Annotated in this window: 19 protein-coding genes; 17 read left to right on the top strand and 2 right to left on the bottom strand. The window is 41.4% G+C overall.

The window, feature by feature from the left end; translation table 11 throughout:
* The first annotated feature begins 298 nt into the window (after positions 1-298).
* From JMX63_RS05980 to JMX63_RS05970, 3 genes are all read left to right on the top strand, one after another.
* The gene (locus JMX63_RS05980; protein WP_201571563.1) at positions 299-1,330 is read left to right on the top strand and encodes an NUDIX hydrolase; all 1,032 of its coding nucleotides are present in this window, start codon (positions 299-301) and stop codon (positions 1,328-1,330) included.
* Between the two features lie 160 nt (positions 1,331-1,490).
* The gene (gene nadC / locus JMX63_RS05975; protein ID WP_201571562.1) at positions 1,491-2,351 is read left to right on the top strand and encodes a carboxylating nicotinate-nucleotide diphosphorylase; all 861 of its coding nucleotides are present in this window, start codon (positions 1,491-1,493) and stop codon (positions 2,349-2,351) included.
* A 302-nt stretch (positions 2,352-2,653) separates the two neighbouring features.
* A complete protein-coding gene (locus JMX63_RS05970) occupies positions 2,654-3,295 on the top strand; it encodes a MarC family protein (protein ID WP_082624565.1) in 642 nt (213 codons plus the stop codon).
* A gap of 166 nt (positions 3,296-3,461) precedes the next feature.
* Here the strand turns inward: JMX63_RS05970 and JMX63_RS05965 are convergent, their stop codons facing one another.
* A complete protein-coding gene (locus JMX63_RS05965; RefSeq protein WP_201571561.1) occupies positions 3,462-4,064 on the bottom strand; it encodes a LysE/ArgO family amino acid transporter in 603 nt (200 codons plus the stop codon).
* Between the two features lie 166 nt (positions 4,065-4,230).
* Here JMX63_RS05965 and JMX63_RS05960 point away from each other — a divergent pair, with 166 nt between their 5' ends.
* From JMX63_RS05960 to JMX63_RS05950, 3 genes are all read left to right on the top strand, one after another.
* Positions 4,231-4,959, top strand: a complete 729-nt coding sequence (locus tag JMX63_RS05960; RefSeq protein WP_201571612.1) for a hypothetical protein — start codon at positions 4,231-4,233, stop codon at positions 4,957-4,959.
* A gap of 173 nt (positions 4,960-5,132) precedes the next feature.
* On the top strand, positions 5,133-5,819 hold the full coding sequence (locus tag JMX63_RS05955; RefSeq protein ID WP_201571560.1) for a hypothetical protein: 687 nt from the start codon (positions 5,133-5,135) through the stop codon (positions 5,817-5,819).
* A gap of 40 nt (positions 5,820-5,859) precedes the next feature.
* Entirely contained in the window at positions 5,860-6,411 is a 552-nt protein-coding gene (locus JMX63_RS05950) for a hypothetical protein (protein ID WP_201571559.1), read from the top strand.
* Between the two features lie 155 nt (positions 6,412-6,566).
* On the opposite strand, the gene rluB is transcribed toward JMX63_RS05950, so the two are convergent.
* Entirely contained in the window at positions 6,567-7,493 is a 927-nt protein-coding gene (gene rluB / locus JMX63_RS05945) for a 23S rRNA pseudouridine(2605) synthase RluB (RefSeq protein WP_101206234.1), read from the bottom strand.
* 629 nt (positions 7,494-8,122) lie between these two features.
* Between rluB and JMX63_RS05940 the strand changes: the two genes are divergently transcribed.
* From JMX63_RS05940 to JMX63_RS05890, 11 genes are all read left to right on the top strand, one after another.
* On the top strand, positions 8,123-9,169 hold the full coding sequence (locus tag JMX63_RS05940; RefSeq protein ID WP_227673257.1) for a polysaccharide biosynthesis/export family protein: 1,047 nt from the start codon (positions 8,123-8,125) through the stop codon (positions 9,167-9,169).
* A gap of 198 nt (positions 9,170-9,367) precedes the next feature.
* Positions 9,368-11,629 (top strand): polysaccharide biosynthesis tyrosine autokinase, encoded by a 2,262-nt coding sequence (locus JMX63_RS05935; protein WP_227673256.1) that lies wholly within the window; start codon positions 9,368-9,370, stop codon positions 11,627-11,629.
* Between the two features lie 58 nt (positions 11,630-11,687).
* On the top strand, positions 11,688-13,685 hold the full coding sequence (locus JMX63_RS05930) for a polysaccharide biosynthesis protein (RefSeq protein ID WP_201571553.1): 1,998 nt from the start codon (positions 11,688-11,690) through the stop codon (positions 13,683-13,685).
* A 145-nt stretch (positions 13,686-13,830) separates the two neighbouring features.
* Entirely contained in the window at positions 13,831-15,147 is a 1,317-nt protein-coding gene (locus JMX63_RS05925; protein ID WP_201571551.1) for an oligosaccharide flippase family protein, read from the top strand.
* 69 nt (positions 15,148-15,216) lie between these two features.
* Positions 15,217-16,233: a glycosyltransferase family 2 protein gene (locus tag JMX63_RS05920; RefSeq protein ID WP_201571549.1), complete on the top strand. Its 1,017-nt coding sequence runs from the start codon at positions 15,217-15,219 to the stop codon at positions 16,231-16,233.
* A complete protein-coding gene (locus JMX63_RS05915) occupies positions 16,226-17,416 on the top strand; it encodes a hypothetical protein (RefSeq protein ID WP_201571547.1) in 1,191 nt (396 codons plus the stop codon). The genes JMX63_RS05920 and JMX63_RS05915 overlap by 8 nt, the downstream gene beginning before the upstream one ends.
* Positions 17,417-17,429: 13 nt before the next feature.
* A complete protein-coding gene (locus JMX63_RS05910) occupies positions 17,430-18,512 on the top strand; it encodes a polysaccharide pyruvyl transferase family protein (protein WP_201571545.1) in 1,083 nt (360 codons plus the stop codon).
* Positions 18,509-19,555 (top strand): glycosyltransferase family 2 protein, encoded by a 1,047-nt coding sequence (locus tag JMX63_RS05905; protein ID WP_201571543.1) that lies wholly within the window; start codon positions 18,509-18,511, stop codon positions 19,553-19,555. The genes JMX63_RS05910 and JMX63_RS05905 overlap by 4 nt, the downstream gene beginning before the upstream one ends.
* A gap of 5 nt (positions 19,556-19,560) precedes the next feature.
* Positions 19,561-20,673 (top strand): glycosyltransferase, encoded by a 1,113-nt coding sequence (locus JMX63_RS05900; RefSeq protein WP_227673255.1) that lies wholly within the window; start codon positions 19,561-19,563, stop codon positions 20,671-20,673.
* Between the two features lie 39 nt (positions 20,674-20,712).
* Complete coding sequence (locus JMX63_RS05895) at positions 20,713-21,753, top strand: EpsG family protein (protein ID WP_201571541.1); 1,041 nt, start codon at positions 20,713-20,715, stop codon at positions 21,751-21,753.
* Positions 21,753-22,187: a glycosyltransferase family A protein gene (locus tag JMX63_RS05890; protein ID WP_201571539.1), complete on the top strand. Its 435-nt coding sequence runs from the start codon at positions 21,753-21,755 to the stop codon at positions 22,185-22,187. The genes JMX63_RS05895 and JMX63_RS05890 overlap by 1 nt, the downstream gene beginning before the upstream one ends.
* Positions 22,188-22,299: the final 112 nt, after the last annotated feature.

The raw sequence follows: 22,299 nt of genomic DNA, 5'->3' as shown, positions 1-22,299 counted from the left end.
ATAATAAATTTATAAGTTGTCTTAATTATGCTCATTTTGAGCATAATTACAAGTGGTTTTTTATACTTAATAAGTCAAAAGATTAGGTTTTAGTGCTCAAAGTGATGTGTAATTAAGCCGTACTGAGCTTAAAAACAGTGCTAATTCATGCCCCTTATAACTATTTATCTATATTGATTTTTCATACTTACAACCACAGACTATGATAGTTTTAGATTCGAGCTATACTAAGCCATACCATAGCTATTAACCCCAATAGCCTTTTACATTTCAGAGAAAAAGGATAATTCCCAAAGCCATGACGTTGTCTTATTCACATGCGCACCAGCAAGGTAGCGGCACGACAGAAGTGGTCGCCGTATTGGTCGCTATCACCGATCATATCGCGCGCGTTCTAACCGTTGACCAAGGTAAGCTGTTGCCAAATGGGCCACTTATGCCGCTACATCGCTCGCTACAAGCGGGCGTACGTCAGTGGGTAGAGGAGCAAACGCAGCAACCGCTTGGATATTTGGAGCAGTTATATACCTTTGTCGATACCAATAGACGTAACATCGACGGTCATGCGTTGGTGTATGTGAGTTATTTAGGTTTGGTGCAAGAGACGCAAACGCAGGCACTCCAAAGCAAAGCACTCTGGCGAGATTGGTACGACTATTTCCCATGGGAAAATCATCTGGACGGTATGCCCAGCATCATCATGGACTTTATCGTGCCTGCGCTACTCGAATGGGCCAATACTGCCAACGATTCAATCGTTCAACAGCGCAGGCGTCAGCGCATTTGCTTATGTTGGGGGCTGGACGAAGTGTTTTTGGCAAGTGGTAAACTCACTGACAGTCAATCATTCAACGAACACGATAATGAAAGTAGAGAATGGATTGCAGAGCATGTGTTACTACGTTATGAAATGCTTTATGAAGCAGGTCTGATACCCGAAGCCCCTAATTATCCGCCTAACTATCAGGCTGTTGCTTTGCCAGAGGACTGGTCACAACGCATAGGTGTACCCATGTATTATGATCACCGTCGCGTGATTGCTACTGCTATCTCAAGACTGCGCGCCAAGATTGAATATAGACCGCTTATTTTTGGTCTGATGCCAGACGTTTTTACCTTGTCGCAGTTGCAGCAGAGTGTTGAGGCGTTATCAGGAGTGCGTTTGCACAAGCAAAACTTCCGTCGCTTGCTCGATTCGCAAAACCTAGTAATGGAGACAGGAGAGAGTAGTACTGCTCAGCGCGGTCGTCCTGCCAAGTTATATCGCTTCCGCCATGATATTGAATTACAGAGTTTATTGATGGACAGCAAACTTCCTAAGCGCAAATAGTCATTTCAAGCCAGTCCGTTGTATCTCTAAATCGGTTTGTATCACGAAAAATTTGTCACCTTTCCTTGCAGGGTCGCTAACTTTACGCTATATTTATGCTCATTTTGAGTTTAAATGACGAGCAGTTTCTATCAATATCATGCCTAGATAAGGGTCAAAGATGACAATTGAAAAAGAGCCAGCATTGGATGACGTATTGCTCAAGCCATTGGTTGAGAATGCACTAACTGAAGATTTGGGTAGGCGTGGTGATGTAACGTCACAAGCTACTATCCCAGCAGATATGCAAGCGCAGCTACAGATCAAGGCGCGGCAAGCAGGCGTTATATGTGGTATCGACTTGGCATGTTTGTCTTTTGCCTTAGTCGATACGCAAATTGAGTTTATTGCACAAGTACAGGATGGCGAAACAGTAGAGGCTGGCGCAGTGTTAGCGACGGTAAAAGGTAACGCGCGTCACCTGTTGACAGCAGAACGCACGGCACTGAACTTTATGACCCATCTCAGTGGTATTGCGACAGCGACCCGTCAGATTGTCGATAGTGTGGCGCAATATCCTGCGCAAATTACTTGTACGCGTAAGACCATTCCAGGCTTACGTATTGTACAAAAATACGCCGTACGCTGCGGTGGCGGACGCAATCATCGCTTGGGGTTGGATGATGCGATTTTAATTAAAGACAATCATATCGCCATTGCGGGTGACATCAAAACGGCCATTCAGCAAGCACAGAAATTTGCTGGGCATTTGATTCCTATTGAGGTCGAAGTCGATACACTAGAGCAATTAGAGCAAGCGCTCGATGCAGGTGTGAGTTTAGTACTATTAGATAACATGTCGCCTGAAACATTGTCGCAAGCGGTTACTATGTGTCAGGGTCGAGCAAAGACTGAAGCCTCAGGTGGTATTACGCCTGAAACGGTACAAGCGGCAGCAAGTACAGGAGTTGATTTTATTGCGATGGGTTATTTGACGCACAGTACGACAGCCTTGGATATTGGGTTGGATTTTAGTGCATAAGTGCAGACGTAATAAAGGCTAATAGCATTATATACGCTAGATTTTAGCGAAAGGACTATCACCGAGTTAATAGAATGGCAATTTATACTGATAGCTTGTACTGATAATCGGTTAAATGCTTGTTTTTACACTGAAGCTTTACTAAGGTGACATGTAGGCGTAACGGCGCAAAGTTAATGATTTTATTAGCTTATCTGCCTATGCTACAATGCTATTTTTAGTTGCCTATTGGGTCATCGTTGCACTCGCACGATGACCTTATCTTTTTGCACAAGCGGTATCAATAGACAAGCGAGCGCTCAGTGAATACTGAAATTATCAAGATAATCCTAGCCTTTATGGTATTGATCAATCCATTTAGCGCATTGACGTTATTTTTAGATTTGACTCGCGGCTATTCGATGAACAATCGACGTAAGGTCGCGCGCGTTGCTTGTTTGACCATTTTTATTACCATCAGCTTTTTTACGATTGCAGGTGAAACGCTACTAAAAACCCTTGGTATTTCTATCGGCTCGTTCCAGTTGGCAGGCGGTATATTGGTATTTTTAATTGCCCTAAATATGATGAATGGAGAGGGTAACCCTGTTAAACCTGATCAAGAGAACTTCGATGTTGATCATGTGAAAGACGCGCCAGTCTCGATGGCAGCTGCCGTGGTTCCCCTCGCGATTCCAATGATGATTGGGCCTGGTGGTATCTCCACGGTTATCATTTACTCTTCACAAGTATCAGGTATTTTGCAGGTATCCGCTATCTTGATTGCTGGCTTATTCATCAGTCTGTTTTGCTATTTGGCATTGATGGCGGCAGGTCGTATCAGTCGCTTACTAGGCGATACTGGCTTGAACATCATGAGCCGGATCATGGGTATGCTATTGGCAGCCGTTTCTATCGAAATTATCGTTAATGGACTGCGTACGCTGTTTCCTAGCTTGATGTAAATGATCAATACAATATTGCTAACCATATATATTTATACAGTGGTTAGCGGTTAGCGGTTAGCGGTTAGCGGATATCGACGTAATTTAGTTTATCCAATACGTCGTTTACTTAATATTCAGTTTATTCAACACTCAGCTTATCTATCATTTCCTAGTTATACTTCTATCAGCTTTGATACAAATGCCAAGCTAGATAGAGCATCAGTAACCCTACCAAAGCATCCAGTATGTTCCATGCCTTAGGCTTCTCAAATAGAGGCCTGAGTAATCGTGCACCATACCCAAGCGCAAAGAAGAAAAAGAACGAAGCGCTAATTGCACCTGCGGCAAACGTCAATTTACTGCTTGCACCCGTAGAGACCATGCCGACGAGTACCAATGTGTCTAGATAGACGTGCGGGTTTAGCCAAGTAAAACCAAAGCATAGTAACAAGGCTTTTTTTAAGCTAGTCACGACTTGTCCTTCGACAGTCAAAGCATGTGACACGCGTACGCTGGCATACAAACTCTGTAAGCCATATCCTAATAAAAATATAACGCCTGCTATTTTTGCGATATCTATAACGTGAGGATAGCGGGCCGTAACTGCACCAAAACCACCAACACCTGCTGAGATTAAAAACGCATCGCTCACCGCACAAAATAAACAAACAAAAAATATGTGTTCGCGTTTGAGACCTTGTTTGAGTACAAAGGCGTTTTGGGAGCCAATAGCAATGATGAGAGATAACCCAAGTAGGAAACCAGAGATATAATCGGGAGTATTCATAATACGGTGCTTAACGGTTGGCGTGTAGGAATGGTGACATTTTGCTTACTGGCAGGCCAGCAAAAACCTGCTAAGATACGCTATTGAATGAATGTATGCAATATGCGCACAATGTGAGTGTAATAGACGAGGGGCAGAGCAAGTCATGGTAGTCAGTTTGACAAGAATGCTACAGTCATTTGGGCAAGCTCAAGATGACCTACCGACATTGGCAGCAAAGAATGCTCAGGAGATGAGCGTCAATCATGAACAGGATGCTGCTGCCAAGAGTGATAGCAATCACGCAGTACATGAGCGTTCTACACTAACTCCGCCTGAACGTGTAAACCGCATATGTGATGCGTTGGCACAAGTGAGTGATAGCCAATCATCCACGCCTTTGACCGATCGCTATCTGAGTAATCGTGCTCAAATGCGCCCAACCAATAGACCGCCTTTTGACCCAGATACTTTGTGGTATCTCAAACATGGACGTTGTCCAATTATGACTGAGCTTGTTGATGTGGTTGATGAGGCCACCCTAAATGCCATGCCTATTGAAGCCGTTGCGATACTAGACCGTATCAACGGCAAGCTAAAGCGTTACCGTGAGTGGAGTAGTGAGCTGAACGAACAGCAACAGCAGCAACATGATGAGCGTCAGTTCGTCATCGATAAATTGGTGTCCGAAAGTATCCCTGAGGCATTGCATCATTATGAGCAGCTACAACGCTTCAGTCCGCATCGCACCAAAAACAATATGGTGCAGGGCAAGATGACGGCCGGTGATATGCTGACAGATTTGTTCTTAGAGATTGATTATGAGCTTGACGAATTATTGGATGAATTGCACCAAACGGTTCTGAACCGCCTTGCCTTAACCCACCGTTATGTTAAGAGCCGTACGCAAAGTTAAATTTTCTTTGATGATGTTTTTTTGAACACTCGCAAAGGTTAAGTATTATCAAAAAACACAATCGACCCAGTGCATAACAATATAGGGCTTTAATAGAGCCTTATTTTTTTGTTTAATAATAACAACCATAAGAAATCAGCCACGACATTCTGATAAGTAATAAGGACAATATAATGACCCAAATGACTGCGATGTTCGTAATGTTTGTTTTGTATGGGCTGTTGCCAGCGGCTGGGTTATATCTAGGTTATCGTGGCATTAAAAAAGTCACAGCACCCAAAATGCTCGAATATAAGGCGATGCCGCAACTGGGTTATATACCTGAAAGAAGCCTACCTGTCGACGTTAAAACTGCTCTTGAGCAAATTAATACAAAGGGTGAAAAGCTGCGTGTCATGTATGGTGATACCAATAACGATGGCAAGATTGATGATAAGGACACCGTCAACGAAACTTATATTATGATTCAAAACCTAATGGATAGGCATGTGCCACAAGCCGTCGCTGACTATCGCCGCTTGCATGATTTAGATGTGACGGATAGTACACTCGCTGACACTACCAAAATCAAACATTCTAATGTCACGGGCAAAGAAGCCTTGTTAGATGTGCTTAAGACAATTAACACACAGTTCGATGACCTGCTCAACGCGTCATATCATCAAGACGGTCAAAAACTACTTGCAACCAATCGCTATCTCCAAAAACGTTTTGATAACCCTGCTAGCAACACAGAGTTTCAAAAGCCTGATAGCAATGCCAGTAGTAAGGCCAATAATAATGCTAGCAGTGAGGTAAATATCCAAGCGATTGAAAGCCCAGCTGGTGAAAATGTGAGTGCTAAAGACATTAAGCTGTAAATACAAAGTTGAATGGTGAAAGGGTAAAGAGCAAGCGTATATGAGTATCTTAATAGGCATCGGCATTGTAACGACCGTCACTACCTTTTATCTAGGTAGAAAAGGCTGGCTGGCTTTTCATAAAGCCGTCGGTATCTCACCTGGCGTACTCACTTATCAGGATTACGATGTGCCCTTGTCATTAGCTACATTAAGTTGGCAGCAGTTAACGTTAAATAAACAGCACTTAAAAACATTGTCAGAGCAGAAATTGCGCCAGTTAAAACGTATCGATGAAAAAGTAAGCAGCTATCACGCTTATCAAGCAGCCCTACAAACTCAACATAAGACACCGGCGATAACAGAAGCACAATTTGTGTTGAATAAAATGTTGCAAACACGGTTACCCGAAATGCTAGCCACTCATTATCAATTAACAAATATCAATGTCACTAATGAGAATAGCGAAAAGAGGTTAGAGGCTAGTGAGTTATTGCAGAGTGTTTTAGATAATATTGAGCAGCGTTTGGATAGACTACTGGCACAAATGGACGAGGAGCAGCTAAAAGAGCTGCGAGTCATGAAGCATTATATTAATAGTCACGATAGCTGAGCGGCTATTTTTATACTAAGCAACTGTGACGCCTTTAAACTTTGAAGCCTATAAAAAGAAACAAAAAAAGCGGTCAATGACTATCCATCATTGACCGCTTTTTTATGTTTATCCCAAATCTATTTAAGACTTAGAATAATGTTAAACCAAATCAACTAGCGTTTATCATTGCGATCACGGGTGTTACGTGTACCACGGCTGGCAGGGCTAGCGCTACTTTTAGGTTTCGCGCTGCTGTTGCGGTTATCGCTACGGGTGTCAGTGCGACGCGCTTTAAGCGGCTTGTTTCTGATACGTTCTTGTTTTTCTTTGGCTGCGCCATGTAGACCCGTGCCATAACGTGGACGCAAGCTGACCAAATCCGTCAACGTGTTGATTTCTTTTTTATCAAGCTCTAAGAAACGACCAGTACGTAGCTCCTTTGGTAGAACAATCGTGCCATAACGCGTACGTAGTAGACGACTAACTTTTAGACCTTGTGATTCAAACAAACGACGTACTTCGCGGTTACGGCCTTCTTTTAGCTGGACGTGATACCACTTGTTGACGCCTTCACCGCCGCCTTCTTTGATGTCTTCAAATTTGGCAAGGCCATCTTCTAGCATGACGCCAGCAGTCAATGCACGAGCAATATCAGGCGTTACTTCACCCAATACACGTACCGCATATTCACGCGTGACTTCACCAGATGGATGCATCAAGCGATGCGCCATTTCGCCATCGTTAGTAAATAACAATAGGCCAGTTGAGTTAATGTCCAAACGTCCAACCATTACCCAGCGGTCATGCGTCAGCTTTGGCAAACGTTCAAAGACAGTTGGGCGGCCTTCTGGATCTTTAGCCGAGCAAACTTCGCCTTCAGGCTTGTAGTAAGCGATAACACGGCGACGCTTCTCATTTTCAGAAGTGTATTTGATTTGACGGCCATCAACGCGAATCTCATCACCTTGCGAGACGCGATCACCGATGGTCGCAGGACCGTTATTAACCGTTACGCGGCCAGATTTGATGACTTCTTCCATTTGACGGCGTGAACCAAGTCCCATACGGGCGAGTGCTTTCTGTAATTTTTCATCTTTCATCATAATATCCTTGAGTCGGTGGGTTTACATTTCTCAATGTAAAAAATTGGATTGACTATTCTACGCTATTTTAACAAATTTAGCACGTAAACCAATACCTTACTGGTTAATGATGCATACACAAACATAGTGCTAATCAATAAAAGTTTATTAGTCGTATACGAAATATAGACTCGAAGACTCTTACTGATTGATAGTATGAATGATTACATAGATACAAACACTTACACTATTTCGATATTAAAAGGATAGTTCCAATTATAAATGCAATCGAAACAAGCTTTCATTAAGTTGGATTTCTTCAAGTTGAAAATAAAAAATTTATTTATGACGAAGCTGTTTTCACTTCCGTTTTTTTATCGCTCAGTAATTTGAAAGTTGATATCAATTTTCGTAATTAGCCGTAAATAAAGGGCTTGATGAGAAATTGCAAAATAGTCACTTAATTATTTTATGGCAGGTTATATGTATTGCACTGAATATAGTTTAGGTGTATATTTATTAAATATATTCTTTTTTACGAATATAAACATTGTGGTGAGGTTTCCTGGTTTGATTCACAAATATAAATATGAGTAACTGTTATGGTTAATAAATATTTCATTTTTGTACACAGACGCTTCTTGGTAATGAGCATATTTTGCTTATTTCTGATGGAGTTGTTTAGTGGCTGTACGATCAACTCAGGACTTCAGTCAGGAAATCTTCCTGAATCTGGCACCTTTACCGCAGAAAACGGTCTTCAATTTCATATTCAGCCTTTAAGTCTGGCAACTTTACCGCGTACAGCGCCACCTACTGTTACTCAAGATCTCTCTCATTTGATCAAAACCTCTGGACGAGTCAATTACGGCATTGCGAAAGGGGATGTGCTGAATATCATCCTTACCAATTATCCAGATATTAATGCGTCAACTGCTAGCTTAACGGTAGATCAACAAGGGTATATACAGTTTCCATTAATAGGTAGAGTTCAAGCCAGTGGGCTGAGCGTGCCGCAGTTCACCGCTACGTTGCAAAGCAAACTACAGCGCTATCTCAAGTACTCAGATCCTCAAGTCAAAATCATCAATTACCGTGGCAGCAAGTTTTTCGTAGATGGTGCGGTGAAGCAGTCTGGTGAGTTTGCTATTGCTGATGTGCCAGTGTCGGTATATGGGGCTATCTCTATGGCAGGTGGTACCACTGAGACAGGCGATTCAAATAACATTGTGCTAAATCGTCAGGGCAACAGCTATCGCTTAGGAGTGCAGTCACTACATAAAATGGGACTGTCTGCCAATCAAATCTATCTGCGGAATGGTGACTCTATTCACGTCAATAGCCAAAGCCGCAATAAGGTCTACGTATTGGGTGAATTTGGCAAGATTGAGCCAGTGGCGATTCCAGAACAGGGGCTGAGCTTAGCGCATGTATTGGGCGAGTCAAATGGACTAAATTCCAATACGGCTAATGCAGCCAAAGTATATATCGTGCGCGACAACCCTCAGTACCAGTACACCAATATCTATTACGTCGACATGCAGAGCATCACAAGCTTGGCATTAGCCAGTCGCTTTGACATGCAAGCCAATGACATTCTTTATGTAGATCCAACAGGCTTGGCTCGCTGGAATCGTGTGATTAGCGCGATACTACCATCAACCTCTGCCATCAACGTGATATCAGGGTTATAAATGATAGCTAGTGAAAATACTGGATGTGCTTCGAATTTCAATACTGAGATTAAGTGAGATAAGAATAGAAAGTAGAGTGATAGATTTTATAAGGTGCGATGAGGCAGAGAGCAATCTAACTGCAGTCAAGGGCAGTTAGGGTCTTGGAGCTAAGCGAAAGCTATTAAGCGATTAACATTGAATAATGGGTATATGGTTATGAATAATATAGATTCAAAAGACCTATCGACACCTAAGGGTGACAACGACAATGACAACATCGACTTAACGGCGCTGGTTTTGGTTTTGTTGCGTGGCTGGAAAGTCATAGCGCTCATGGCAGCAATCGGACTCTTAATAGGATTTTTTTATACACGCTATATTAATCCGACCTTCAAGTCTGATGCGCTGATCCAAATTGAAGAAAATTCCCAAGGAGTCGATGCGCTTGGGGCGAATATCTCAGAGTTGGTCGGAGAAGAAGTGAGCAAGGCTGAGGCAGAAGCCGAGCTTATACGGTCTCGGATGATACTAGAGCCAGTCGTCGATATGCTACATTTAGACATCAAACTGACCGATCCTAATATTGGCTATCTCGATAAAATAACAAACGACCGCATTAATACTCAGTTGAACACAAATGATGGTGTGTCTTTGAGCACAAAAAACGGTTCCGTACAAATCAATCAGTTCGATGTTTCACCAGCGTATTTAAACCAGTCTTTTACGCTGTCACAGTCTGACACAGGATTTGTCTTAAGCAATGGACTAGATGATTTTAAAGGACAATTGGGTCAGCCGCATCAGTTTAATGGGGTAAACGGTGAGATTAACATTACGGTGACTGAGCTACCTATAGATGGTTATCCTATTGGCATCACTCAGCAGACCTTAAAGACCACGACAGATGCAATGAATAGCGCATTGTCTGTGGAAGAAAAAGGCGATAAAACCAATATTATTCAGCTGTCGATGACAGGCACAAACCAACAGCAAATCACGACCACACTTGATCAAATAGTTCAGTCTTATATCGATCAAAACCAATCTCGTGGTACGGAAGAAACGACCAAAACATTGGCTTTCATGGAAACGCAGATTCCAGCGTTAAAAGAGAAATTAGAAACCTCTGAAGCTCAGTTCAATGAGTTTCGTAAAAAGCACGGCACCATCGATGTAGGTAAAGAGGCTGAGCTATTACTAAATGAAAAATCTCGAATCGATGAGCAGCTCAATGATCTCAAATTAAAGAGAGCAGATCTAACGACTTACTATACCAATGAGCACCCACTCGTCATCCAAATCAATGAGCAACTAAAAGTCCTCAACAGTCGAATAGGAGCAATAGGTAGCACCGTTGCAGGACTGCCTGAAATACAGCGAGAGTTCTTAAAACTATCAGAAGATACAGCCATTAATAGAGAGATTTACCTCACACTGCTCAAAAATTATGAACAACTAAAAATCGTTAGAGCAGGTCAGGTTGGTTATGCCCGTATTCTAGATAGACCGACCAGTACCTTCGATGCTATTGCACCAAACAAATTCCAAATTATGTTGCTGGCGCTACTCGTAGGTACTGTACTTGGGGTGATGCTGGTTTTAATCAGAAACTTAATTAGAAATGTCGTAAAAGACCCAGAACATCTAGAGTCTAAAACGGGAATTCCTGTCATTGCAACGATTCCACGTTCGACCTCGATATCTAAGCTAGGTAGGAACAAAAAAAATACTGGTCGAATGCTTGCGCACGTTGATCACAATGGCTTGAGCTATGAAGCAATTAAAAATTTACGAACAAACCTTTTATTCGGTAAGACGACGAAGACAGTAGATGAAAAGTCTGCTCAGACCATATTAATCACTGGAGAAAGCCCAGGTGTCGGTAAGTCTTTTATTACGGCTAATTTGTCTGAGGTATTTGCACAGCTTGACAAAAAAGTGCTGATTATCGATGGAGATATGCGTTTAGGAGAGCTGCATAAAATGTTTGGTATGAATCCAGACAGTGGTCTCACAGATTACTTACTGCAAGATAAAGATAGCTCTCTATCAGATAATGAGCCTCGGTTAGATATTGACATGGCTAAGTTAAACCTTGAAAGCTTTATTCAGCCAACTGGTATGGAGCATATCGACCTTATATCGCGGGGACGACCGTCGCATAACCCGACTTCGTTATTGATAGGAGAGAGGTTCGATCATTTGATGGCAGCGCTCAAAACGAAGTACGACTATATCGTTATCGATGCGCCTCCTATATTGGCTGCATCAGACGCCATGGTGTTAGCACAGCACGCAGACAAAGTACTGATCGTCACCAAATTTGATCATTCAGTAGAAGGCCAGCTGGTCTATGCCATCAAACAGATGAGTAAAGCAAACGTACAAGTCGATGGCATCATCTTAAATGACATACAGCAAAGTATTCTGAATAGGTACAGCTATCACTACCATTATGCTTATGGACACAATTCGTAGTTAGCTACTGTTCATTGTCCATTGCAAACGAGCGTCATAACTTAAGTAGGTGGATCTTATGTTGATAAAAACAGAGTCTAACAATGCTTATCACACGCCAAGCGATATCAATCGATGGTCGAAGCGTATGACGCTGTTTTTATTAGCCTTACCACGCTTTGCGAAATGCTCTATCTTATTTGGTATCGACTTTTCGGTTGCTGTCCTTTGCTTGGTGGCGGCATTGGCACTGCGTCAGGGTTATGTCGATGATCAAATCGGCCTTACGGTATTAGCTTTTTATGCATTGATACCTGTCGTCAGCTTATATCTGATTGGCTTTTATAGAGGCGCCTCTAGAGGGTTTTTCGATGCGGCGATGGGTCGAGTACTACAGTTGTTTTTATTACTTATTATCGTTTATCAGTTCATCATTTATGTGAACCCAGTGTCAATGATGCCGCGCTCAGCGCCAATTATATTTTTGTTCTTATTCTTTATTTGGTTATGGAACAGTCGGCTAATGATTCGTGGGTTGCTGAATCGACTACAGAAACCAGACAATCAAGATCGCCTAGATAGTTGCTGTGATAACGTGATTATTTATGGTGCAGGATCGGCTGGTAGAGAGCTATTAGAGAGCTTGAGACATTCTCATAAATACAATGTAGTGGCATATATCGATGATGATCCGCAGCTGATAGGGGCTTATTTACATGGTAAAAAAATATATGCCGCTCATGCGCTACCTTGGTTAATAGAAAAATTAAATGTCGCGCAAGTGATTTTGGCAATGCCTTCTATGAGCCGTGGTCGTAAAAAACAGATTATGGATAGCCTATCAGGTGTTTCTGTCAAATTAAAAGATTTACCGAGCTTACGAGAGCTTGCTGATGAGATCGTAACAGTCAGCCATATACGTCCGGTTGATATACTAGATGTGCTTGAAAGAGAGACTGTAGAGCCAGTTGCTGAGCTCCTCCAAAAAAACATTACGGGTAAAAACGTACTCGTAACAGGGGCAGGGGGTTCTATTGGGAGTGAGCTGTGTAGACAAATCATGAAAAATAAACCTGCATGCTTGGTGTTATACGAGCAGTCTGAATACGCTTTGTACACAATCGATCAGGAACTTAGAAGCCTTGTTGTTAGTAGTATTGAATATCAAGATACTGAGATTGTCAGCATCATTGGAAGCGTGGGCAACGAAAAAAAATTAATCAATATATTCGAAAAATACCATATAAAAACGATTTATCACGCTGCAGCATACAAACATGTACCGATTGTCGAGTCCAATCCATTTGAAGGCACAATCAACAATACTAAAGGCACCTACCATTGTGCCTGTGCCGCGATAAAAGCTCATGTTGATACGTTTGTACTGATCTCTACTGACAAAGCAGTGCGTCCGACCAACGTGATGGGAGCCTCCAAACGCTTGGCTGAGCTTGTCTGCCAAGGTCTGAGCCAAAGCAACAGTCATACATGTTTTAGTATGGTGCGTTTCGGCAACGTTTTGGGTTCATCGGGCTCTGTAGTACCACTATTCACCAAACAAATTGAGCAGGGTGGTCCGATTACCATCACCCATCCAGACATCACGCGCTATTTTATGACTATACCGGAAGCAGCCAGTTTGGTTATCCAAGCAGGGGCTATGGCGTTCGGTGGTGAAGTATTTGTACTTGATATGGGAGCGCCCGTCAAAATTGTGGATCTTGCCAAACGTATGATTCGTCTGACAGGGTGCGAGCTGAAAGATGCGAGCAATCCTAATGGTGATATCGAAATTGTGTTTACTGGATTGCGGCCAGGTGAAAAGCTCTATGAAGAGTTAATCATTGGTGCCGACAACATAGAGACCACGTTTCATCCACTCATTATGCAAGCAATGGAGCATAGTTTTCCATTGGAAGATATCGAAGCTATCTTGTTTGAGTTTATTGAAAGATCAAAGCAGCACGATACTGAATGGTTGAAAGCACAGTTTAGGACCTTCGTTGAAGGCTACCGAGAAGGCGATGAAGCTGATGTCGAAAAGATAGATGTAGAGCAGTTAGAGGTGGTCGGTTAAGGAGTAGTAGTGATACTAAGTAAGGGTATTAAATAGCGGTGATAGGGTTGGTATTGAAAAGATGATGAAATCATTTATTGGTAATATTGTTTAGGATATGGTTATTTATATAAATACTGTGACATACCAAATTGGATAATGAGTAATGGCCTCTGAAGTGTTTTTATCGATACAGAGCGTAATCAGTCGATTGAAAACCAGTCACTTTGTACGAGATGTGGCCATGGTTGGAGGCGGTATTGCTGCTGGTCAGGCAATCGCTATAGTCTTTATGCCATTTCTCACCAGATTATATAGCCCTGAAGATTTTGGTATCGCTGCTGCATTTGCCGCAGTCATTAGTATTATTACTCCGATTGCGACCATGGGTTATGCCAATGCCATTGTGATGCCTGACAGTGACGAGGATGCCGCTGCCATTATTAGACTGTCTGTATTACTCAGTTTCTTTATAACGGCTATAGCGTTCATCGCTGTCTATTTCGGCAATGTTTATTTGGCACGATGGACGGGTATGGAAGGTGCACCATACATGTTGTATCTCATACCGTTGACGCTATTGGCAGGCGCGTTTCTATCTGTTGCTGATCAGTCTGCTATCAGAGTAGGTTTGTTTAAAGCCAAGGCTCATGCTTATGTAGAGAGCAAGCTTGTGACAGATACCAGTAAGTTGATAGGTGGTGTATTGGCCCCCTCTGGTATGTTGCTTATTTTATTAACGATAGCGGGGCAGCTTACGAATTTTATGATGCAGATGCTTCGGGTACCTAGGATTGGTGTATTAAATGTCCGAGACTGGTTTGGCACGGTTGGTATTCGTAACGCTGCTGTATCGCAGCGTGACTTTGCCATATACCGTATGCCGCAAAGTATGCTTAATGCTGCTTCAGTAGGGCTACCAACTATCTTATTAGCATCACTATTTAGTGCTTCTGCTGCTGGGCAGTATTCGTTGGCTGTTCTTGTACTTGGTGCACCAGCGATGTTGTTAGGGCAAGCTGTTGGAGAGGTTTTTTATCCTAAGATTACGCGTGCGATCACATCAAAGTCACCAGAAGCTTATCAATTTTTATTAAAAGTGACGGTAATTCTATTGGTGGTTGGTATTGTTCCCTTCGGTACAGTGTTCGTTTTTGGCGATTACCTTTTTTCTTTAGTATTTGGCACAGAGTGGGCACTAGCAGGGAGTTATTCGCAGTGGCTTTCTATTTGGCTTTTGACCAGCTTGGTATCGGGTGCGAGTACTGCAGCATTGCCAGCATTGCATTTGCAGCGTTTTCTTTTGATTAGAGAGATTTTTGCAGTGATATTTCGTGCTGCAGCGCTGTATATAGGGTTTTACGTTTTTGAGTCAGATATGGTAGCCATTGCCCTGTTCTCATCTGTTGGGGTATTGCTTAGCTTATCTATCGTTTATGTCGCTTTTCGGCGTCTGGTTCATATCTATAAAGTGCAGCAGTAGGTAAATATGTTGACTGCGTTGGATGGCACAAAGGATATGCATTAGAAGTCTCAACTCAAGAGGCTCACTATGATTTCAGTTATTATCACCGCATTTAATGCCGCTGCTACTATTGATCGTTGTATTGGTAGTATTGACGTTGCGAAAAAGAATCATGAGATTGAATTGATCATTATTGATGATGGTTCTGATGATGAAACTGCTAGGTTATTGCACAGGTGGGAAAGTGATAGGGCATGGGTTACGGTGAAATATCAAAAAAATGGGGGCGTGGCAGATGCTCGTAATACTGGGCTTGATATCGCAACCGGCGACTACATCGTTTTTATAGATGCGGACGACACTATCGATGATTGGTATTTTGACTTTGTCATTGCACAAATGGTTGATCGGAATATCGAAATGTTGGCGTTTGGTCATAAGCGCATCATGTTAGATAACTCTGTTATCGAGCGACGTAACATTACAGCAGAATATTCACGGCAAGACATTAAAATGCTACAGCTGAGAGTGACAGAGAATAGAAATATATATTGGTATGTAACTACCAAGGTTTATAGCAAAAGCCTGATAGCGGATTTACGGTTTAATTGTGACATAAAACTTGGTGAAGACGGTATTTTTAATATTGAGTGCTTGGGGAAAGCGAACCATTTATCTGTCGTACCCGACTGTCCCTATAACTACTATGAAAATGCCACTTCGATGACGAGTTTGCAATATAAGCCAGGGCTGCTCGAGTCTATTGAAGCAGACTATAACGCTAGAGTCAGGATACATGACTGGTCTATCAGTGCTACTGAGAGGCAAGTGCTGCTATCAGATTTTGCCCGTAGTTATATCGAGCATATGCTGCCATATCTGCTCAATAACTTGGCTCATATTCAGATGAGAAAACGCCATGCAGAGTTGATAAAAATACGCCAGTCTTTCGTTTATCAGAACTGTTTGCCACATTACCATCAATGGCACCCAGCACGCTGTATTCGTATTTTGATTTCATGTTTTTCACGACGTTGGTATGTGATGACATTGGCTTTTTTACAACTGTCTTGGTCTAAAGCGAAGGTAAAAAAACATGTTTAATATTGATTTGTTTCCTCAGGCATTAAAAAGTGACGAAAATGGACAGACTCGTTCTTGTTTGCTGAAAAAAACAACCATGGGTGAAAGTGTCACTGAGCAAGAGTTGTGGTTTTTGTATCCTATCAATCTACCAATGCCAGAAGACGATGATTGCGACTCTTATTTGTTAGCCACATTGTTGCCTGCGATGCAACTGCGTGCGGCTATTCGAGTTCATGGCAGTGTGTCCCACGAGCTATTAGCTAATCTGACAGAACTACAGTATGTCTGGAATAAATGGTTACCAGAGCGTTATTTTGTGATTGATATACAAGTTGATTGTATTAGAACGCGCGACGTACAAGTAGATGGTGCGATTGCTGCATTTTCTGGTGGCGTGGATGCTCAATTTACCGCTTATCGTCATGCGACAGGCAGAGCAGGATATGCCACACGAGATATTAAGGCAGGAGTTTTCGTGCATGGCTTTGATATACCTTTAGATGATACAGAAGGTTTTGATAGTGCTGTAGAGGTAGCGACCGAAGTACTTTCTGATATTAACGTTGATCTACTGCCCGTTAAGACGAATGTTCGAGCATTGTGGTCTATCGATTGGGAAGAATATCACGCGGCTGCCATTGCTTCCGTTCTATGTGGATTGAAACGATATGCAGGAATTGGACTCATCGGTAGTGGCGATTCTTATGATGTATTACTTACTTCATGGGGATCACATCCCATAACAGATCCATTATTGAGCGGTGGCAATTTTCGAATTATTCATGATGGTGCAGGGTTTTGTCGATCTGAGAAGTTAATCATTCTTTCAAGTTGGTCTATAGGCATACGAAATTTACGTGTTTGTTGGGCTGGTAATAGGCATGATAGAAACTGCGGTCACTGTGAAAAATGTGTACGAACTCGACTGAATCTCTTACTTGCAGGTGTTGATAACCCTGGTTGTTTTGACACCCCGATAGATTCGTCACTTTTCAGGTTCATGGTTCTGAAAAGTGACGCTGTACGCATAGACTGGTATCTAATTCGTCAAGAAATGATTGAAACGGGCAGGGGTCTTGAGTGGCTTCCATACATTGAAAAAGTACTCAAACGTAAATCATCTCCAAAATTGAGTGGGTTATTTCCTTTTGGGTCAAAGCGTCGCATGTGGGTAAAAAAGATGTTAATGAGAAATAAATAAGGGAGTGTCAAAAATGAATACTACCGCCATAAAAAAACTCATACCAATTAAACTGAAAAAACACTTAGTTACTTATAGGGGCGCGCGAGATTTACCCTTGCCGAACAGTAATCGATGCTTTATTTTCCTTGCGGCTGACTATGGCAATATTGGTGATATCGCTATCTCTTATGCTCAAAAGCAATACTTGCAACATGTGATGACTGATTATGAAGTTGTCAGTGTTCCTATCAGTCAAACCAGATTGGTGCTTAATTCGATTAAACAACAAATACAACAGAGGGATATTGTCACTATTATTGGGGGAGGCAATATGGGTAGCTCGTATCCTGATATTGAGGAGCTGCGCCAATTAGTTATCAATACGTTTCCTACGAATCGCGTTGTGTGTTTTCCCCAGACCTTGGATTGGAGTGATTCTGCTAAGTCTAAGCGAGCATTACATCGTATTGTAAAGGTCTACGCCAAGCACCCAGATATACACATTTTCGCTAGAGAGTCGATGACAGCGGCCAAACTTATCAAGCTTTTTGCTGAGTATAGCAATGTCCATGTTGGTCTTGTGCCAGATATCGTTATGAGTGCAAACGCAGCAGTACTTGGGACGAAAAATGACGTAGAGTCGTCAACTATTCTGCGATGCTTACGGAATGACAAAGAAGCTGCTCTATCCACTGAACAATACGGCTTTATAGATAAAGCCTTAGCAGATACTGACTATCATATTGAAAAGACAGATACTCATGCTGGCGGCTCTCAATTGGACGAAGCACATTGCAAAAAATTATTGACTGACAAGCTTAGCCAGTTTCGATCTGCAAAATTGGTCGTGACTGACCGCCTACATGGCATGATTTTATGTTTACTATCGGGTACACCTTGCTTGGTATTGCCGAACTCCAATCATAAGATAAGACAGACGCAGTTGGACTGGTTGCGCAATCATCCAAGGCTTGTGTTTTTAGAACTAGATGAGGTTGCTGAGATTTCGAAACATATCGACAAACTGCTATTTTTGTCTCACGGTACGATGAATGAGTCACCCGTTCATATCAATGAATACCATGATCTAGAAAAATCGGTGGTTATTATATGACTAGCGTAGCAAAGCCATTGGTGAGCATTATCGTGCCAGTATACAACGTCGCGTTATATATTGACGCTTGCTTAGAAACTATCAAGCAGCAAACGTATAAGAATATTGAAATTATTGTCGTTGAAGATTGCTCTACTGATAATTCAAAACAAGCGCTTGCCTTACATCTCACAGATAAGCGTATCAGAGTCATTCAACATAATGAAAACAGCGGTCTTTCTGCTGCTCGCAATACTGGTATTAAATCTGCAGTAGGTGATTATATGATGTTTGTTGATTCTGATGACATTGTAGATACTCGCTTAGTGGCAGCTTGTGTAGATTGTGCTCTTACTACGAATGCAGAAGTAGTGACATATGGTTTTGCACCGTTCAAAGAAGGAGCGGCAGAGAATGAACTACCGTATCCAGCTGCTAGCTTGGCATCCGAGGCAACTAAGATAGACGATTCGTATTTTAGCTTACCGCATTTTGCATGGCTTAAATTTATTAAATCCAGTGTCGTGCAAACGGCTTCTCTAAGTTTTCCAGTGGGTTTGTATTACGAGGATTGGCCTTTCCATTGGCATCTTGGCTTATCTACTAAGGTTAGATATCAGTTGCCTATTAATTTTTACCTGTATAGACAGCGAGGCACGTCGATTACGGGTTCAACAGATAAAAAGCTATTAGACCTTTTCGTTATTCATTCAAAAGTCATGAATCTAGTAGAAGACTATCAAGCTAATGAAGTTAAAAAAATACTTGCCAATAAAATCAGACAAAGTCATTGGAGCATTCTCACCCGTATAGACAATGAGTATTTAGCAAGGGCACTGGCACAAGCTAAAAAAGCAGATAAAACACTACGTTTAAATGGTTATCAGAACAATTTGACGTTAAGAAATATAGTGATCAGCAATATAGCACGTATGCCAAGCCAAATTGCGCTGCCTATAATGCAGGTGCTTCGTAAAGCATTAAAGAAAGAAACAAGGTTAAAAGGAAGCAAATTGGAAATAGTTACAAGAAGCAAAGTTGGCTTTATGTTTCTTAAAAGGTAAATGATATGACTATCCGAAGAGTGCTGCACATAGTGGGGAAAATGGATCGTGCTGGGGCAGAGACCATGCTTATGAATTTATATCGTCATATAGATCATAGCCAGATTCAGTTTGATTTTGTCACTTTTACCGACGAGATCGGCGACTATGATGCTGAGATAACAGCGTTGGGCGGTAGGGTTATACCGATTTTAGCTGGTCATTCATTAACGCGCATGCTCAAACTTAAAAAATTCCTTAAACAGCAGCCTGATTATCAAATCGTTCATGCTCATATGCTATTAAACAATGCCTTTCATCTGTTGGCTGCTAAAGGTGCTGGCGTGCCGCATCGCATTTCTCACTCTCATAGCACCAGTAATGGTAAAACCAATATTATTAAAAAAATATATGAACAATGGGCATTAATTACCAATCGTACATTGGCTACTAAGAGAATCAGCTGCGGTGATCATGCTGCAAACTACCTATTTGGTACTACAAAAGATGTGTGGCTACTGCCCAATGCTGTTGATATACAGAAGATGATATCAGTCGCTAACCAATCACGGCATTATATCGATCAGGAGTTTGGTACTAAAAGACTTGGAGATGAAGGGTTAAAAATCATCCAAGTTGGTCGTCTCAATGAGGTTAAAAACCATCAGTTTTCTTTAGAAATCGCTGAGCAGCTGAAAAAACGTCAGATCGACTTTACCTTATATATCGTTGGACAAGGTCCATTGGAAGGTCAATTAAGACGACAAGTGAAAGAGCAAGCCTTAGGGGATAACATTAAGTTTTTGGGTATGCGCACTGATATTACTGAGTTAATGGCCAGTGCTGACTGTATGATTATGCCATCCCTACATGAAGGTTTCCCAGTGGTCTTAGTAGAAAGCCAGACAGTCGGACTTATGGCATTGGTTTCTGATCAAGTATCACCTGAAGTAGATTTAGGACTTGGACTTGTATGTTTTTTACCTATACAGTTAGCCAATGTTTGGGTGGATAGTTTGCTGAGTTTTCAGCCTCCAATATCCAATGAAGCAGAAATAATGAATGCGCTAAATGTACATGGTTTTAGCGCCGCAACCAATTCGCAGAAGTTAACGCAAATGTATTTGAATATGCGATAAGGCTTTTACTTAATATTCAGCTACTTTATAGAGGGTTAAATGCTTCCTTATCTGTTGGTCCTTAGCCTTGTTGTTTTCTGGATAGTACTGGAGAAAAAATCTCTCAATCGTACGTCTTTTTGGCTGCCTTTAATTACTTTAGCGCTGTTCGCAGGCAGTCGTAGCTATTGGGTCGGTACAGATACAGGGAGCTATACCAGAAATTTTAATAATAAATTGAGTCCTGAATCCTTTAGATTTAATGAAGATGTTGAGTACGGCTACCAGCTATTTGAGTATTCATTACTGCATGTGACGAATAACTATTTTTGGCTACTGATCATCACCAGCTTGGTTATCGTCTATTGCTATTTAAGAATCATCAGAAAATACAGTGTGAACTATTGGCTCTCTGTATTTCTGTTTATTACGCTAGGCGTCTATACCTTTTCATTCAATGGATTGCGTCAAGGAATCGCAATGGCTTTGTTTACTTTGGCCATTCCTTATCTGCTAGAGAAACGGCTTTTTCCTTATCTATTAATATGTGCCATTGCATCGTTTTTTCATATCACGGCTTTATTTATCATTCCATTTTATTTCATTGTAAATTTGAGAGTGAAGCCAGCTTATAAAATACTTGCGACGTTTTTTGGGTCGTTATTCGTTAGTAGGTTACTCGTATCTTATATTTCATCTACTAATGATCGATATGAAGACTATGCAAAAGTATCTGAAGAGTCGGGCGGGTTTTTGACACTTGGGTTTTACACAGTGCTTATGCTTCTTATAATTGTTGCAAGCTATGTATATAAAATTAAAGATAAGAGCTTTCAACAGCTATTGATGTTTTATGCGTCAGGCGTAGTTTTTGTCATACCGCTAGCGCTGTTAGGTACTAGCGCTTCAGGCCCGCAAAGAATCATTTCGTATTTCACATGGACTTTGATTTTATTACTGCCTGTGGTTTTGAAAAAGATAAATAACATTTATGTCTATATGATCAGTGTGTTTATCTTCCTGATGTATTTCATATTGACGACATCAAAGTTCAGCAATCTGAGTCCTTATATTATCAATCCTATGTTTGAGGTGTTCTGATGAAAAGTCGCGCTTATATCTCAATTGGCATTCCATTTTATAATACAGAAAACTATCTAGAAGATGCTATATGTTCAGTTTTAGCTCAAACGTATCAATATTGGGAATTGATTTTAATTGATGATGGTTCTTCCGATAAGTCATTGGAAATTGCTAGAGATTTTGAGAGTAGAGATACTAGGATCAGGGTGATATCTGATGGTTTAAATAAAAAATTACCCTATAGATTAAATCAAATTGTTCGTGAAGCCAAATATGATTATATTGCACGTATGGATGCTGATGACTTGATGAGTAACCATCGTCTTGAGAAGCAAATACAAGTATTAGAAAGTAATAAGGAAATTGATTTTGTTACTACAGGTTGTTTTACCATTGGTAAAAATAATGAGCTGACAGGTGTGCGATTAGGTGATAATTATAGTCAATCTTAGATAAAACCGATACAATATTTATAACCAATTCATTTAGTGAAATAAACGATGACCTATTCAATCGACTTTCGCAAACAAGTGTTACGAAGCATTAAAGACGGCATGACCATTA

The organism is Psychrobacter nivimaris (assembly GCF_904846365.1).
GTDB lineage: Bacteria > Pseudomonadota > Gammaproteobacteria > Pseudomonadales > Moraxellaceae > Psychrobacter > Psychrobacter nivimaris_B.
This window is presented reverse-complemented; position numbering and strand designations above follow the sequence as displayed.